Consider the following 15,596-nt stretch of genomic DNA (forward strand, 5'->3'; position numbering starts at 1 on the left):
GCGCATGTTCTCGACCTTGTTTTACCTCCTGCGACGTTTATTGACACTCTCCTGCGGAAAATGGTGCGCCCATGAAAATAGATGACCTGGCCTCAAAACACGATCAAGCAAAGATTTTCAACCTGGAATACGAGTTCCGCATCAACCGGCTGAAGCTCGATTACATCACCTTGGCCGATGTGCGGCCCCCTGGCATTGATCTGGAACAACTGGCCGCGGAACACCAGGCGGGCATCGCCGCCCTGCGCAGCTTCGTCGGTCTGAACTTTAACCATTTCAATGCGGCAAGCTGTTCCTCGCTCAGCTGCATCCCCACGCGCGCCCTCGGCGACGACGAGCGCTACCTGCACCGCATCTGGATGGGCGGGCCGCTGCCGGCCATCGCTGCCGAAGCGATCGGGCAGTGGGGCGCGGCGCTCGACGAGGTGCGGCACAACGGCGGCGCGCCGTATGTCTCCATCCTGTGGGTGTGGGATGCGCAGCAGCTGCGCAATGACGAACGCTTCAGCCCCACGGGCGGCGCCGGGCGCTACACGATAGGCCGCTACGCCATCGGCGGCACGACCCTGCACATCAACTCGCTGCGCGCACTGGCGCTGGACTTCGCGCCCGCGCGCTTCGACATCCTCGACACCCTGCATACGCAGCGCTACTTCGCCACCTTGTCCGATTATTTCCGTATTCTTATCATGTGCGAATACGGGGGCATGTACATGGACGTCGATACGATTCCGCACAATCCGGCGACGATTTTCCTGATGAAGCCGGAAGTGCCCGATTATTTCCAGCGCGGGGAAGGCGAGGGCGAAGCGCGCCGGCATGTCAGCTGGATGAATCTGTTTCTCGATGAAACGGGCATGCTGATCGCCAAGAAGAACGACGCCGCGCTGCGCGTGATCCAGCGCAATGTGAACCTCGCCTATGCGGGTATCGCTGCGCAGGTTCCCCGTTCCTGCCCGCAATTCGAGGCGCAGCTGTTCAGCCAGTTCTATGCCGAATGGAAGAAAAACCTGGGCGTGACCGTGCTCAGCCATGCCGAGTTCTACCAGCGCTATTGCGTGCTGTACGACGGCGTGCGCGAAGCGGTGGCGGGCGGCATCCGCGGCATGCGCTTGCTGGACGATATCATTACCGACATGCACATCCCCTTGAGCGACGAGGAACGGCGCGCGTATGCGCGCTGCGTGGCGCGGCTGGCCGACATCGACTGGCAGCTCGACGATCCTTTGCGCCTGCCCGACATCGTCGACGTGTTCGACATCGAGGAAGTGCCGCGCATGGCGTATGCGGCCCAGCTGCGGGCCGACATCGATCACTTCCACTATTACTCCGTGTTGTCGGACGACCCGCAGCTGGACCGCGTGAATGCCGTCTTTTGCCGCTACCTGCTGGCCCACCGTTCGCAGCATATTGCTGCCGGCAACTTCTGGCGCCCCACCGTGGGCCGCCACGGCAGCCGCATGCCGGCCGTCAGCGATGCCGCCCCGCCTGGCGACGAGGCGCAGGCGGGCCTGCTGTCGCATGCGCCGCTCAAGCTGGTGGCGGGCGAACTGCTGGGCGAAGAGGCGAAGAACCGCATGGCCAAATTGCTGTTTGCCACCAGTTACCTGGAGTATTGCTCGTTCGGCAATAAACTCAATCTGCAGTTCGTCGAATTGCAGCGGCGGCAGAACATCGACCCGTATCTGGCGCACATCCACGGCCTGCATGACGAGGACGACCGCTTCATCGGCTTTTTCACGGCCGCGACGATGGCCGAATTCCAGGCCTGCGGTGCCGTGTCATATTACCGCGATGACATGAAGGCGCTCGACGATGCGTATGACGCCTTCGTGCTGGCGCATGCGCGCGCCGACGACTGTTTCGTCAGCAGCCTGGCCATCGACGAGAAATACCGGGGCCAGGGCTTGTTCCGGCAAATGTTCCATGAAATCCGCGACCTGGCCGGCCGCAAGGGCTGCGCGCGCATCACCCTGACGGTGTGGGAAAAGAGCGAAGCGCTGCAAGTGTATCTGCACAAGGGCTTTCGCAGCGTGGGCACGTTCGACTACGCCTACAGCCTGTTCTATGACCGGCTGCACTTTCTCGTGTATGAAGGAAACTGAGGAGGGGAACTGAGGGAAGCAGGGCGGCCGGCAGCCGCCCCGTGATGCCGCTTACAAAGCCAGGAAGGCCAGGCCCGCCACGGCCGTCGGCAGCAGGGCGCCGGCCAGCAGGCCGACGGCGCCGATCGATTCATCCTTGAAGCCGCGACGCAGCAGGGCCACGCCGGCCGGGTTCGGCGCATTGGCGATGACGGTCAGGCCGCCGCCGGCCACGGCGCCCGCCATCAGCATGTATTTCGCTTCGTCCGTCATGCCGACGATCAGCGAACCGAGGTAGGTGAGGGCCGCATTGTCCGTGATCGCCGTCAAGCCCAGGGCGCCGAAGAACAGGGCCAGCGGTTTCAGGCTGGAAACGATGGGCTGCAGCCACCATTGCTGCATGCCGCCCAGTACCACCAGGCCGCCGAGGAAGAAGCCGACCAATAAGCCTTCCTTGAGGATCAGCGGGCTTTGATAGCGCTCATACGCCTGCACGAAGCCGAGGAAGAACAGGAACAGGCCGATGAACAGCACGGGATGATGCGCCAGGGTCACGACGCCGGCCAGCACGATCATGTGCACCAGGCTGACGGCCAGCGGCACTTTCGGCGCTTCCACTTCGCCGGCCTTCGGCTTGATGTCGGAGGTGTTGCTGTGCAGATATTTGCGCAGCAATATGCTCACGCCCGTGGCATTCACCAGCACGGCGATGGCGGCCTTCCAGCCGAAATGGGTGGCCATGTAGGCGCTGTCCCAGTTCCACGTGGTGGCCACCATCAGCACGGGCGGCGCCGCATACGAGGTCAGGGTGCCGCCGATGGAAACGTTGACGAACAGCACACCCAAGGCGCCGTATTTCAGCCATTCAGGGATGCCCGGACGGAAGATTTGCGGCGCCAGCATCAGCGCGGCCAGTGTCATGGCGGCCGGTTCCGTGATCAGCGAGCCCGTCAGGGGCACGAGCGCCAGGCCCAGCCAGACGAGGGCCAGTTCCGTGCGCAGCGGCATCACGCGCGCCACGCCTTTCAGCAGGCGCTGCACGGCGTCGAGCACGGGGCGCGAGGCGGCCACGACCATGACGACGAAGACGAACAGCGGCTCCGTGTAATGGCGCGACTCGGCATACTCGATGGCCGCATCGCTGCCCGAGACAAAGGCCATGATGATGATCAGGATGAAGGCCCAGAAGCCGAACACGACTTCCACTTCGCCCAGCAAGTGCAGTAAGCCCGCGTGGCGGGGGTGGCGCCGCGATAATGTCTCAAACGACTTGGCGGCGAAGGTGTGGATGAGCGCAAGGCCGAAGACGATGGCGCTGATGATTTGGATGGTGGTCAAATGCGTTTCCTTATGGACGGAGGAAGCCGCCCGGTGCATTGCCGAGCGGTAAGGAGAGTGCTTATGGTACAGCAATCGATGCGGGAAACGGGGTTTTTCGGACATGGCGGAGCGGCCCCGGGCACGCTATCTGGCAGATAAGCCTTGCCAAAAGCAGGGCTGGATAGTACTGTATATACATACAGTATTCATCTTCATATTCAATTATGCAACATTCCGAATTGATGGCCTCGCCGGAAGCCCTGCACCCGTCCCTGTGGCGCGCATCGCAGCTGGGCCAGGGCGCCGCGCGCTGCCTGGATACGGGCTTTGCCGCCCTGTCGGCGCAGCTGCCCGGCGGCGGCTGGCCCAGCGGCAGCCTCATCGATCTGCTGGTGCAGCAGCCGGGCAGCGGCGAATTGCGGCTGCTGGCGCCCGCGCTGGCGCAGCTGCCGGGCTTGCCCATCGTGCTGCTGCAGCCGCCCCATCCGCCGCAGGCGCTGGCCCTGGCCGCGCAGGGACTGGCGCCATCGCAATTGCTGTGGATCAAAAGCGCCGGCAGCAAGGACGCCCTGTGGGCGGCGGAGAATATCTTGCGCAGCGGCACGTGCGGCGCCCTGCTGTTCTGGCAGGCGCACGTGCGCGCCGACAGCCTGCGCCGGCTGCATCTGGCGGCGCAGTCGGGCAATACCCTGTTCTGCATGCTGCGCCCCTTGCACGGAGCGCAGGATGCGTCGCCCGCGCCGCTGCGCCTGTCCGTGCGCCCGGCCGCCGGCGGCATCGAGATCGGCTTCATCAAGCGCCGGGGCCGCAGCGCGACGCACCCTGTTCCTGCCCCTGCAACCTCCTTCTTTACTGCTGCGTCATGCGACTCTGGATCGGCCTGTGCCTGCCCCGGCTCCCGCTCGAAGTGTTTTGCCCGCGCTGGTCGGCTGACCACCTCGGCGTAGTGCTGGAGCAGGAGCAAGTGATGGCCCTGTCGCCGCTGGCGTTGGCGGCCGGCATCCGGCCGGGCATGCGCCGCGCGGGCGCGCTGATGCTGGCGCCGCAGGCGCGCCTGCACGAACGCTCGCCCGAGCTGGAAGCGCAGGCCCTGCAGGCGGTGGCGCTGGCGCTGCTGCAATATTCGCCGCTGGTGGCGCAGGGCGAGGAAGCGACCCTGCTCGTCGACGCGGGCGCCAGCCTGCGCCTGTTCGGCGGCGTGCGCGCCCTGTGCCGGCACATCGCGGCCAGCCTGCGCGCGCTCGGCTACACGGCCCAGCTGTCGTGCGCCCCCACGGCACGCGGTGCCTGGCTGCTGGCGCGCGCCGGTACGCGCCGGGGCCGGACCTTGAGCATGGCCAGCCTGGTGCGCCGCCTCGACGGCTTGCCGTGCGCCTTGCTGCCGCCCGCGCACCCCTGGCTCGACTGGTTCGAGGGCATCGGCTGCCGCACCCTGGGGCAGCTGCGCCACTTGCCCCGGCCCGGCTTACAGCGCCGTTGCGGCGGGGCCTTGCTGGACATGCTCGACGACGCGCATGGCCACAGCACGGAACTGTTCGTCTGGCTCGAGGCGCCGCCCACGTTCCGCGCCAGCCTGGAACTGTTCGACCGCGTGGAGCACGCCGACGCGCTGCTGTTCGGCGCGCGCCGCCTGCTGCAGCAGATGACGGGCTGGCTGTGCGCGCGGCAATTTGCCGCCGAGCGCATACAGCTTCTGCTGGCGCACGAGCGGGGCAGGGTGGCGCGCCCGCCCACCGTCATCGACCTGGCGCTGGGCGAAGCCGTCTGGCGCGACGAGCACCTGGTGCGCCTGCTCAAGGAGCGCCTGGCGCAGCTGGCGCTGGACGCGCCCGTGATCGGCCTGACCCTGGAAGCGCTGCAGGTGCAGCCGATGGCGCCGCCCAGCGATAGCCTGTTCCCCGAGCCGGGCGGCACGCCGCAGGAGCGCCAGCGCTTGCTGGAATTGCTGGTGGCGCGCCTGGGCATGGACAATGTCCTGCAGGCCGCGCCGCGCGCCGATTACCGCCCCGAAGCGGCCAACCGGTGGCTGCCTCTGCCGACCAAGCCGGCTGGAAAAAACGCGCTGCCCGACTTGCCGCCCGGCTTGCCCGGCATGCCCCGTCCCGCCTGGCTGCTGGCCCAGCCCATCGCCCTCCTGATGCGCGAGCACCGGCCCTTCTATGGCTCGCCCCTGAAAATGGTGTCCGTTGCCGAACGCATCGAGGCGGGCTGGTGGGGCCAGTCGCAGGCGCGCGATTATTTTATTGCGGAAGGCCTCGACCACGCCCATTACTGGGTCTACCGCGAACGCATCGCCGGCAGCGGCGAAGACGCCGCGCCGCGCTGGTTTTTGCATGGCTTGTTTGGCTGAAGGCGCTGTCCTGCTGAAACTGCCATGCTTGGCTATACTTGCTTTCTTGCGCCGCGTCTTTAATTGAAATGAAGGATATCCATGACACCGCTTTCCGATTTTCCCATCACCCAAAAATGGCCTGCCCGGCACCCCGAGCGCCTGCAGCTGTACTCGCTGCCGACGCCGAACGGCATCAAGGTGTCGATCCTGCTGGAAGAGCTGGGCCTGGCGTACGAGCCGCACCTGGTCAGCTTCGAGCAGAACGACCAGCTGTCGCCCGCCTTCCTGTCCCTCAATCCCAACAACAAGATTCCCGCCATCCTCGACCCGGACGGTCCCGACGGCAAGCCGCTGGCCCTGTTCGAGTCGGGCGCCATCCTGCTGTACCTGGCCGAAAAGACGGGCAAGTTCCTGCCCCAGGACGCGGGCCTGCGCTACGAAACCATCCAATGGCTGATGTTCCAGATGGGCGGTATCGGCCCCATGTTCGGCCAGGTGGGTTTCTTCCACAAATTCGCCGGCAAGGAGTACGAAGACAAGCGTCCGCTGGAGCGCTATCTGGGCGAAGCGAAGCGCCTGCTGGGCGTGCTGGAACAGCGCCTGCAGGGCCGCGACTGGATCATGGGCAGTCAGTACACGATTGCCGACATCGCCATCTTCCCGTGGGTGCGCTGCCTCGTGGGTTTCTATGGCGCGGGCGACCTGGTCGGTTTTGATAATTTCCCGAACGTGCGGCGCGCGCTGGACGCGTTCCTTGCCCGTCCCGCCGTCATCAAGGGGATCGACATCCCGCAGCGCGGATAAGGTTGGCCAACTGCGGCGGCGGCCGGGCGGCGCTACAATGCGCCTTCGGCCGCCCTGCGCGGCAGCTTTGATCTGAGACAATGAAATCCACCCGGCAAGATTTTCCCGGCGCCCACGGCCATGTGCTGGCGGCGCGGCTCGACGCGCCCGACGGCGCTATCCGCGCCTATGCGCTGTTCGCCCACTGCTTTACCTGCGGCAAGGATGTGCTGGCCGCGCGGCGCATCGCGCAAGGCTTGACGGAACACGGCATCGCCGTGCTGCGCTTCGACTTCACGGGACTGGGCGCCAGTGAAGGCGAGTTTGCCGCCACGAATTTCTCGTCGAACGTGGACGATTTGATCGCTGCGGCCGATTTCCTGCGGGCCAGACATGCTGCGCCGCAATTGCTGATCGGCCACAGCCTGGGCGGCGCCGCCGTGCTGGCCGCGGCCGCGCACGTGCCGGAAGCCGCCGCCATTGCCACCCTGGCCGCGCCGAGCACGCCCGCGTATGTCACGCGCATGTTCAGCGACCACCTGGAGCAGATCGCCGCCGAGGGCGAGGCGCTGGTACAGCTGGAAGGGCGGCCCTTCCGCATCCGCCAGCAATTCGTCGACGACGCGGGCAGCCACAGTTTAAAGGAGCACATCGCCGGCCTGCGCCGCGCCCTGCTGGTGATGCACGCGCCGAAGGACACGACGGTGAGCCTGTCGAACGCGATGGATATTTTCACTGCCGCGAAGCACCCGAAAAGTTTCGTCTCGCTCGACGATGCCGACCACCTGTTGACGGGGCGCAATGATGCGGCCTATGTCGCCAATGTGATTGCCGCCTGGAGCGCGCGCTATATCAACTAAGCTGAACCAAGTTGTCGCGCATGAAAAACGCCGTACCGGCAAGATGCGGGTACGGCGCAGATGGTGCTGATAGCTTGAAGGCTCAGTCTTCGTCGAATTCTGCCGAAAGATCCTTCCAGCCTTTACTAATTGCAAAGGCGGAAAATTCCTCCGGCGCTTCCAGGACGATCAGCTTCTTGTCCTGCAAGCCCAGGTCGCCGTGGCCGAAGTCGGGGCCGACGTAGCCGAGGCTGCGCAGGCGGGCCAGGATGTGGCCGACCAGGGTCTTGTCCTTGTAGGCGCCCGCTTCGAGCGGGGCGGCGAAGTCGACGTAGACGTCGATGATGCCGTAGCCTTCGTCGAAGATGCGGATGGCCTTGATGTCATGGGCACGGCCGGAGCCGTCGGTGGCCTTGAAGGGGCCGCTGAGCTGGATGTCGGTGTCATTGTTCATGCCGTCAGCATACACCAAAAGCCGGCCCCGCATAGGGCGCGCGGCGCAAAATCACCGGGCAATCTCCGCCTCAGCGCGCCTGCAGGATGGCCGACAGGCGGTCGCGCGTGCCGGCGATGCGCTCCAGCTGCGGGTAGCGCAAGCCGCCGTGGTAGTCGAGCGCTACCGTCTGGAACTGCTTGCCCTTTTTGACCAGCAAGTTGATCGGCTGCGGGCTGGTCCTGGCCGCCTGGATGGCCGCCTTCAGCAGCTTGGGCGTGTAAGCCGTGCCATTCACGGCGAGCAAGGTCGTGTTGCCGGACAAACCCGCCTGGAAGGCGGGGCCGTCCCACAGCAGCTTGCCCAGCTTGCCATCCTTGTCGATCGTCAAACCCAGCGAATAGCTCAGGTCCGTGCTCTTGCTGCGCTCTTCATTCGCTTTCAGGAACGGCGTGGGCGCGTCGCGGTAGACGAGTTTCCAGCCGGCGCGGGCCAGGCCATCGAGCGGTGCACCGGGGCCGTGGCCATCGAGGCGCGTGCGCAAAAAGGCGGCCCAGTCGTGCGGCTGCACGGCGTTCAGGGCCGCCACCACATCCTCGAACGTGTAGGGCAGGGGCGTCGTGCTGCCGTCCTGCATGCCAAAGAAACTGCGCGCGAAGTCGTCCAGCGAGCGGCGCTCGCCCGACAGTGCGCGGATGGTGGTGTCGACGTCGAGCCAGACCAGCGCGCCTTCCATATAGTAATCCTCGTCGCGCTGCCAGCTGCTCCAGGCTATGGGGCGCCGGCCATTGATGATGGGATCGTTGGTCGTGTCCTGCATGGTGCGCCAGCTGCGCCCGGGCATGACGTCGTAATGGGCCGCCGTTGCGGCGAACAGGTCGCGCATGTGGGCCGGGGCCACCAGGCCGGAGCGGGCCGCCAGCACATTGCCCCAGTATTGCGTCTGGCCTTCGTAGACCCACAGCAGGCTGTTTTGCAGCGGCGTATTGAAATCCGGCGTGTCCTGGCCGGCGGGGCGGCGGAACTTGCCGTTCCACGAGTGCACCAGCTCGTGCGGCAGCAGCACGCGGCCCGCCTCGTTCTTGTCCCACTCGCTGAAATAACCGGGCTTGACGCCGTTTTCGCTCGACTGCAGGTGTTCGCGGCCGATGCCGCCGAACTCGTCGCTCAAGGCCAGCAGGAAATCATAGTGGCGGTAGTGGCGCGCGCCGAACAATTTGTAGGCTTGCTGCAGCATGGCCCGGTGTTGCTCGACTTGCTGCGGCGTCGCCTCCAGGCTGTCGGCGCCGTCGGCCATCACGTTCAGGTGCACGGGGATTTTGGCGCCCGGATCGAGGTCGATGCGCTCGAAATGGCGCCCCGCGAAGACGGGCGAGTCGACCAGGGTGTCGAGGTCCAGCGCTTCGAAATCGACTTGCTGGCTGGCCGGCGTGGCCGCCCGCGCGCGCACTTCCAGGGCGCTGGCAAATTCCCAGCCGGCCGGCAGGGTCAGGCTGGGCTGCACGAGGATGTCGCGCGCGGCGCGCCCGGCCGGATACAGGGTCATCGCATGCCATTGCACGCCCAGCATGGCGCTCGTCATGGTGATGCGGCCCTGGCTCGTGTCGACGGGCGAGAGGAACTGGTATTGCGCTTCCACGGCCGTGGCGCCGGCCGGCACGTCGAGGTGGAAGGCGAACATGTTGACGGGGTCGCGCCGCCACTCCAGGGGCGCGCCGTTGGCGGACAGGCGCAAGCCGGCCAGCTGGTTCAGCGGGCCGCTGGGGCCGTGGTTGCCGGGCACCCATTGCGGATACAGCAAGGTCAGCTTGCCGGGCGCGGCGGGAATGCTTGCGCGGATGCTGAACAGTTGCTGCGCCACATTGCTGGCATCCACATGCAGCACGATGGGGGCGGCGCCAAGTGCGGCGGCCTGGGCCACTGCGCAAATGAGGAGCGAGAAGGACAGGGACAGGACGGCGCGGGAATAGGGCATGGAACGGGGCATGGAGCGGGGCATGGGACGGGGCGGCGGCGGGAATGGCAAACGGGAAGTCTAGCATTCTGTAAAAATTTCTTACAAATTTTGGGCCGTCTGGGGCGTTTTACGCCAATTTCAAGGCCTTGAAAGGCACTGGAGAGGCCGTATATCGGTAACAGGCGGATGCTCACGGTGAGGTCCGCCCCTCTTATCGCTTCATTTGAAAAGGATATTTATCATGCGTACTTTTGACCTTGCTCCCCTGTACCGTTCCGCCATCGGCTTCGACCGTCTGGCACAGCTGCTCAACGAACAGCGCGCCGATGCGCAACCGAGCTATCCCCCATACAACATCGAACTGGTGTCGGAAGACAAGTACCGCATCGTGATGGCATTGGCCGGCTTCTCGCGCGAAGAGATCGACATCATCACCGAACGCGACTCGCTGCACGTCACGGGCCGCAAGCAGAAAGATGGCGTCGAGCGTACTTTCTTGCACCGCGGCATCGCTGCCCGCGATTTCGAACAGCGTTTCCAGCTGGCCAACCACGTGAAGGTCACGGGCGCCACGTTTGAAAACGGCATGCTGACCATCGACCTGGTGCGTGAAGTGCCGGAGGCGCTGAAACCGCGCAAGATCGAGATCGGCAGCGGCAGCGGCAGCGACACCATCGCCGCCAACGTGAATGCGCTGGAACAGCGCCAGGCAGCCTGATCTGATCGCGGCGCCCCTCGGGCGCCCGGGCTAGCCTCTCCCATGCAGTAAAATACTGGCCGGTTGATCCGGCCAGTGTCACGTCCGGAGCCCGTTCGGGCACTTCATTGCCCGCCATGCGAGGTGCGCGGAGCACGCAAGATTAAACCCTGCTTAAAGGCGCAAATGCCTGTTTCCAAATGGAAAAATGTTAAGCACCGCCTAAGACTCGTGGCCCACTATTGCATACATCAAAATCTCATTAAATGAGGAGCAATTCATGGAACAGCAAACGAATACCGCATCCCTGAAAATCAAACGCACCGTAGCCGCGCTGGCCGCGATCGGTGTGCTGGGCGCCGGCGGCGCCATGGTGGTGCATCAGAACAATGCCGGCGCGAATGCCGCCGCTGCGCCCGCAGCCCCGGTGGCTGCCGCCGTGGCGCCTGCCGCCAGCGCGCCGCTGGTGGCCTTGCCCGACTTTAGCCAGATCGCCGCGCGCAACAGCCCGGCCGTCGTCAATATCAGCGTCACGGGCAGCACCAAGGTGGCCTACGACCCATCGGCCCAGGCCGGCAACGACGACTTCGGCAACGACCCCTTCTTCGAATTCTTCCGCCGCTTCCAGGGCCCGCAAGGCGGACAGCGCGGTGGCCGCGACGTGCCCACGCACGGCCTCGGTTCCGGCTTCATCGTCAGCCCCGACGGCGTCATCATGACGAACGCACACGTGGTGCGCGATGCGCGCGAAGTGACCGTCAAACTGAACGACCGCCGCGAATTCCGCGCCAAGGTGCTCGGCACGGATCCGAAGACCGATATCGCCGTGCTGAAGATCGACGCCAACAACCTGCCCGTCGTGCCGCTCGGCCATTCGAGCGACCTGAAAGTGGGCGAGTGGGTGCTGGCCATCGGTTCGCCGTATGGCTTCGACAGCACGGTGACGGCCGGCGTCGTCAGCGCCAAGGGCCGCTCCCTGCCGGACGACAGCAATGTGCCCTTCATCCAGACGGACGTGGCGGTGAACCCCGGCAACTCGGGCGGCCCCCTGTTCAACACGCGCGGCGAAGTGGTCGGCATCAATTCGCAGATCTACAGCCAGACGGGCGGTTTCCAGGGCCTGTCGTTCGCCATCCCGATCGACCTGGCCGGCCGCATCAAGGACCAGATCGTCGCCACGGGCAAGGCCAGCCATGCCAAGCTGGGCGTGACGGTGCAGGAAGTCAACCAGGGCTTTGCCGACTCGTTCAAGCTGGCCACGCCGGAAGGCGCGCTGGTGGCCAACGTCGAGCGGGGCAGCCCGGCCGACAAGGCGGGCCTGAAATCGGGCGACGTCGTGCGCAAGGTGAATGGCCAGCGCATCATCGGCTCGGCCGACTTGCCGGCGCTGGTGGGGACATCCTTGCCAGGCGACAAGATCACCATGGATGTCTGGCGTGACGGCAAGATCGTCAGCCTGACGGCAACCCTGGGCAATGCGGCCGACAAGGTGGCCGAAGTGGCGAAGAGCGACAGCGCCGCCGGCAAGGTAAAACTGGGCCTGGCCCTGCGTCCGTTACAATCGGATGAAAAACGCGAGGCGGGCATCAGCGCCGGCCTGCTGGTGGAAGACGCGGGCGGCGCCGCCGCGAATGCCGGAGTGCAGCCGGGCGACGTGCTATTGTCGGTCAATGGCCGTCCCGTCAACACGGTCGAGCAGGTGCGCGACGTGGTGGAAAAATCCGCCAAGTCGGTGGCCTTGCTGATACAGCGCGGCCCGGACAAGATCTTCATTCCTGTACGGCTGGGGTAAATACCGGGGTCAGACCCGCCGGGTCTGACCCCAGCCTTCCGCTATGGGGCAAATAAATAAAAAGGAGCGGCCATGCGGCTATTGCTGGTAGAAGACGACACGATGATCGGCGAGGTGGTGCTCGATTTGCTGCGCGCCGAGCATTACGCGGTGGACTGGGTCAAGGATGGCGACATGGCCGATACGGCCCTGCAGACGCAGACCTATGATCTGGTGCTGCTGGACCTGGGCTTGCCGCGCAAGGATGGCCTCGACGTGCTGCGCTCGATGCGCTTGCGCAAGCTCGACACACCGGTCCTGGTGGCCACGGCGCGCGACGCCGTCGAGCAGCGCATCGCGGGCCTCGATGCGGGCGCCGACGATTACGTATTAAAACCGTATGACCTCGACGAACTGCTGGCGCGCATCCGCGCCTTGCTGCGGCGCGCCTCGGGGCGGCCGGAACCGGTCTTCGAACACCAGGGCGTCACCATCAATCCGCTGACGCGCGAAGTGATTGCCGAAGGCCATCCCGTCAACTTGTCGGCGCGCGAATGGGCCGTGCTGGAAGCGCTGATCGCGCGCCCCGGCATCGTGCTGTCGCGCGCGCAGCTGGAAGAAAAGCTGTACAGCTGGAAGGATGAAGTCAACAGCAATGCCGTGGAAGTGTATATCCACGGCTTGCGCAAGAAGCTGGGCAGCGACTTGATCCAGAACGTGCGCGGCCTCGGCTACATGGTGCCCAAGGCATGAGGATGAAGGTCACGGTGACGCACTCGCTGCGCGGCCGCCTGCTGTGGTTCTTGCTGGCGGCCATCATCATGGCGGCCCTGGCGCAGGCCTCGATCGCCTACCGCAGCGCCCTGTACGACGCCGACCAGATTTTCGACTATCACATGCAGCAGATGGCCCTGTCGCTGCGCTCGGGCGCGCCGCTGGCCAACCACGCGCAAGCCTTGCCGGCCGACCCTGTCAACAATGACATGGTGGTGCAGGTGTGGACGCCGGACGGCGTGCAGGTGTTCCGTTCGATCACGCGCGCGGAACTGCCGCAACGCGCCGTGCTGGGCTTTTCGAATGTGAAGGCCAACGGCACCACCTACCGCATCTTTTCCGTGCAAACCAGTTCCCAGACGGTGCAGATCGCCCAGGACATGGCCGTGCGCAAGCGCATGGCCGGCAGCCTGGCGCTGCGCACGGTCGGCCCCATCGCGCTGATGGCGCCTATCCTGATGCTGGTGGTCTGGTGGGTCGTCAGCGGTTCGCTGGCGCCCGTCTCGCGCGTGCGCAAGCAGGTGGCGGCGCGCCAGGCGGACGACCTGTCGCCCGTCTCGGAAGCGGGCTTGCCCGACGAAGTGCGCCCGCTCGTGCATGAGCTCAATCTTTTGTTCGGCCGTGTCAAAACGGCGTTCGACGCGCAGCAGCATTTCGTCGCCGACGCCGCGCATGAATTGCGCACGCCGCTGGCGGCCTTGAAGCTGCAGGTGTTGAGCCTGGAGCGGGCCGAATCGGCAGAAAAGCGCAGCCTGGCCATTTCCCGCGTGAGCGCCGGCATCGAGCGGGCCACGCGCCTGGTCGAGCAATTGCTGGTGCTGGCGCGCCAGGAAGCGAGCGCCGCCAGCGGCGACCAGCTGCAGGCGGTGGATTTGAACGACGTCGTCAAGCGCGCGCTGGGCGACATGGCCGGCATCGCGCAGGCGCGCAAGATAGACCTGGGCCTGCACCACATGGATGCGGCCAGCGTCGCCGGCCAGGCCGACGCGCTCAACATCATGCTGCGCAATCTGGTCGACAACGCCATCAAGTACACGCCGCAGGGCGGCACGGTCGACATCGACCTGCGCGCCAGCCCCGTCGGCGTGACCTTATCGGTGGAAGACAGTGGCCCGGGCATCCCGCCCGAGGAGCGCGAACGCGTCTTCAGCCGCTTCTACCGCGTGCCCGGCACGGACGCCAACGGCAGCGGCCTGGGGCTGGCCATCATCAAGGCCATCGCCGAGCGCCATGGCGCGCGCCTGGTGCTCGACAAATCCGAGCGCCTGGGCGGCCTGTGCGTGCGCGTGGAATTCCCGCAAGCCGTAAAAAAATAACGTTTTGATCATGATCTTTGGCATGTTGCATTGACGCGCGCGCCGCTGGCATATATTGTCTGCGCAATAAGCAATCAAGCAAACGGAGCGCAGCATGCAGAAGATCGGCTTTTCAGGAACCCTCGATCCCATCACCAACGGCCACATGTGGGTGATCGGCGAGGCGCGTTCGCTCGCCGACGAGGTGATCGTGTTCCTGTCGCAAAACCCCGCCAAGCGTCCCCAATTTCCCGCCGAAGACCGCAAGCGCATCATCGAGCAGAGCGCGCGCGAATGCGGCTGGGAGAATGTGCAGGTGGTCATCGTCAAGGGCGACTACACGGCGCGCGCGGCGAAAAAGCATGGCTGCGACTACCTGATCCGCGGCATCCGCACGACGGCCGATTTCGACTATGAAAACCTGATCCAGCAAACGAATGTGGACGTGTTGCAGGGCGCCAAGACGATCTTCGTCATGCCGCCGCGCGACCTCGGCTCCGTCAGTTCCAGCTTCGTCAAGGCGCTGGAAGGGCCCGTCGGCTGGAACTGGACCATGAAGAAATTCGTCCCCGGCCCGGCCTACCAGGCGTGGATACTCGACTGCCTGCGCAAGGAGTGGGAAGTGCTGTGGCACTACGCCACCGCCTCGCCAGCGGACATCGCCCTGTTTGACCACTGGTTCGCGTACCTGACGGGACCGCAGGCGTACGGCGGCGCGGACCGCCACTATCACAACCTCGACCACCTGGTGCACGGTCTGTCCGAGATCCGCGTGTGGGCCGACAATACCTATGCGCCCAAGCGCGACAGCGCGCTGGTCAAGAAGGCGTTCTGGTTCCACGACGCCGTCTACAGCCACGACGAAGACGCCCTGTATTCGAGCGAAGAGGCCAGTGCCCAGCTATGGCTGGCCAGCGGCCTCGATGCGGGCGATAATCAGGATGTGGCGCAATTGATACGCGCCACCGACCATTTCCAGGGTCCCGGCATCAGCCACGCGCTGAAGGACGCCATGCTCAGCGCCGACCTGGCCATCCTGGGCCAGGACGAGGAGGTGTACCTGGCGTATACGCAAGCCATCGTCCGCGAATACGCGCACGTGGACCCCGCGCGTTTCAACGAACAGCGGGGCCTGGCCCTGCAGCATCTGTGCGCCAAGGCACAGGCGGGCCAGCTGTTTGGCGATGCGTATTTCGCCGACCAGTACAACGAGCGGGCCATCGACAACATGCAGAAGGAGATCGCGGCGCTGGCGGCGCACTCGCGTGCATGATGTCACGCCGCCGGCGTGGCGGCGGCCTTGGTCTGGGT

At 65.3% G+C, this 15,596-nt stretch carries 13 protein-coding genes; 10 read left to right on the forward strand and 3 right to left on the reverse strand.

What is annotated here, in order from left to right; genetic code table 11:
• Window positions 1–71 precede the first annotated feature (71 nt).
• Window positions 72–2,105 (forward strand): GNAT family N-acetyltransferase, encoded by a 2,034-nt coding sequence (locus ACRHIG_RS10355; protein ID WP_475416819.1) that lies wholly within the window; start codon window positions 72–74, stop codon window positions 2,103–2,105.
• A 51-nt stretch (window positions 2,106–2,156) separates the two neighbouring features.
• Here ACRHIG_RS10355 and ACRHIG_RS10360 read toward each other — a convergent pair whose 3' ends face one another.
• Window positions 2,157–3,422 (reverse strand): putative Na+/H+ antiporter, encoded by a 1,266-nt coding sequence (locus tag ACRHIG_RS10360; protein WP_230541189.1) that lies wholly within the window; start codon window positions 3,420–3,422, stop codon window positions 2,157–2,159.
• Window positions 3,423–3,628: 206 nt separating this feature from the next.
• On the opposite strand from ACRHIG_RS10360, the gene imuA reads away from it, so the two are divergent.
• The 4 genes from imuA to ACRHIG_RS10380 all read left to right on the forward strand — a co-directional run bounded on the left by imuA (window position 3,629) and on the right by ACRHIG_RS10380 (window position 7,379).
• Complete coding sequence (gene imuA, locus ACRHIG_RS10365; protein WP_489630107.1) at window positions 3,629–4,351, forward strand: translesion DNA synthesis-associated protein ImuA; 723 nt, start codon at window positions 3,629–3,631, stop codon at window positions 4,349–4,351.
• Window positions 4,267–5,754: a Y-family DNA polymerase gene (locus ACRHIG_RS10370; protein WP_489630108.1), complete on the forward strand. Its 1,488-nt coding sequence runs from the start codon at window positions 4,267–4,269 to the stop codon at window positions 5,752–5,754. The genes imuA and ACRHIG_RS10370 overlap by 85 nt, the downstream gene beginning before the upstream one ends.
• Before the next feature lie 81 nt (window positions 5,755–5,835).
• Window positions 5,836–6,540 carry a glutathione S-transferase N-terminal domain-containing protein gene (locus tag ACRHIG_RS10375; RefSeq protein ID WP_475416816.1) on the forward strand — a complete coding sequence of 235 codons (705 nt, stop codon included), beginning with the start codon at window positions 5,836–5,838 and terminating at the stop codon, window positions 6,538–6,540.
• Between the two features lie 80 nt (window positions 6,541–6,620).
• Entirely contained in the window at window positions 6,621–7,379 is a 759-nt protein-coding gene (locus ACRHIG_RS10380; RefSeq protein WP_489630109.1) for an alpha/beta hydrolase family protein, read from the forward strand.
• 82 nt (window positions 7,380–7,461) lie between these two features.
• Here the strand turns inward: ACRHIG_RS10380 and ACRHIG_RS10385 are convergent, their stop codons facing one another.
• Both ACRHIG_RS10385 and ACRHIG_RS10390 read right to left on the reverse strand, forming a co-directional pair.
• A complete protein-coding gene (locus ACRHIG_RS10385) occupies window positions 7,462–7,812 on the reverse strand; it encodes a hypothetical protein (protein WP_035827997.1) in 351 nt (116 codons plus the stop codon).
• A gap of 70 nt (window positions 7,813–7,882) precedes the next feature.
• Window positions 7,883–9,766 (reverse strand): M61 family metallopeptidase, encoded by a 1,884-nt coding sequence (locus tag ACRHIG_RS10390; RefSeq protein WP_489630110.1) that lies wholly within the window; start codon window positions 9,764–9,766, stop codon window positions 7,883–7,885.
• Window positions 9,767–9,989: 223 nt separating this feature from the next.
• On the opposite strand from ACRHIG_RS10390, the gene ACRHIG_RS10395 reads away from it, so the two are divergent.
• The 5 genes from ACRHIG_RS10395 to coaD all read left to right on the forward strand — a co-directional run bounded on the left by ACRHIG_RS10395 (window position 9,990) and on the right by coaD (window position 15,558).
• On the forward strand, window positions 9,990–10,466 hold the full coding sequence (locus ACRHIG_RS10395; protein WP_489630111.1) for an Hsp20 family protein: 477 nt from the start codon (window positions 9,990–9,992) through the stop codon (window positions 10,464–10,466).
• A gap of 259 nt (window positions 10,467–10,725) precedes the next feature.
• Window positions 10,726–12,237, forward strand: a complete 1,512-nt coding sequence (locus ACRHIG_RS10400) for a Do family serine endopeptidase (protein WP_475416812.1) — start codon at window positions 10,726–10,728, stop codon at window positions 12,235–12,237.
• Window positions 12,238–12,309: 72 nt separating this feature from the next.
• Window positions 12,310–12,969: a response regulator gene (locus ACRHIG_RS10405; RefSeq protein ID WP_489630112.1), complete on the forward strand. Its 660-nt coding sequence runs from the start codon at window positions 12,310–12,312 to the stop codon at window positions 12,967–12,969.
• 2 nt (window positions 12,970–12,971) lie between these two features.
• Window positions 12,972–14,306: an ATP-binding protein gene (locus ACRHIG_RS10410; protein WP_475416850.1), complete on the forward strand. Its 1,335-nt coding sequence runs from the start codon at window positions 12,972–12,974 to the stop codon at window positions 14,304–14,306.
• 94 nt (window positions 14,307–14,400) lie between these two features.
• Window positions 14,401–15,558 (forward strand): pantetheine-phosphate adenylyltransferase, encoded by a 1,158-nt coding sequence (gene coaD / locus ACRHIG_RS10415; protein WP_489630113.1) that lies wholly within the window; start codon window positions 14,401–14,403, stop codon window positions 15,556–15,558.
• Window positions 15,559–15,596: the final 38 nt, after the last annotated feature.

Source organism: Janthinobacterium sp. C22, assembly GCF_057919405.1.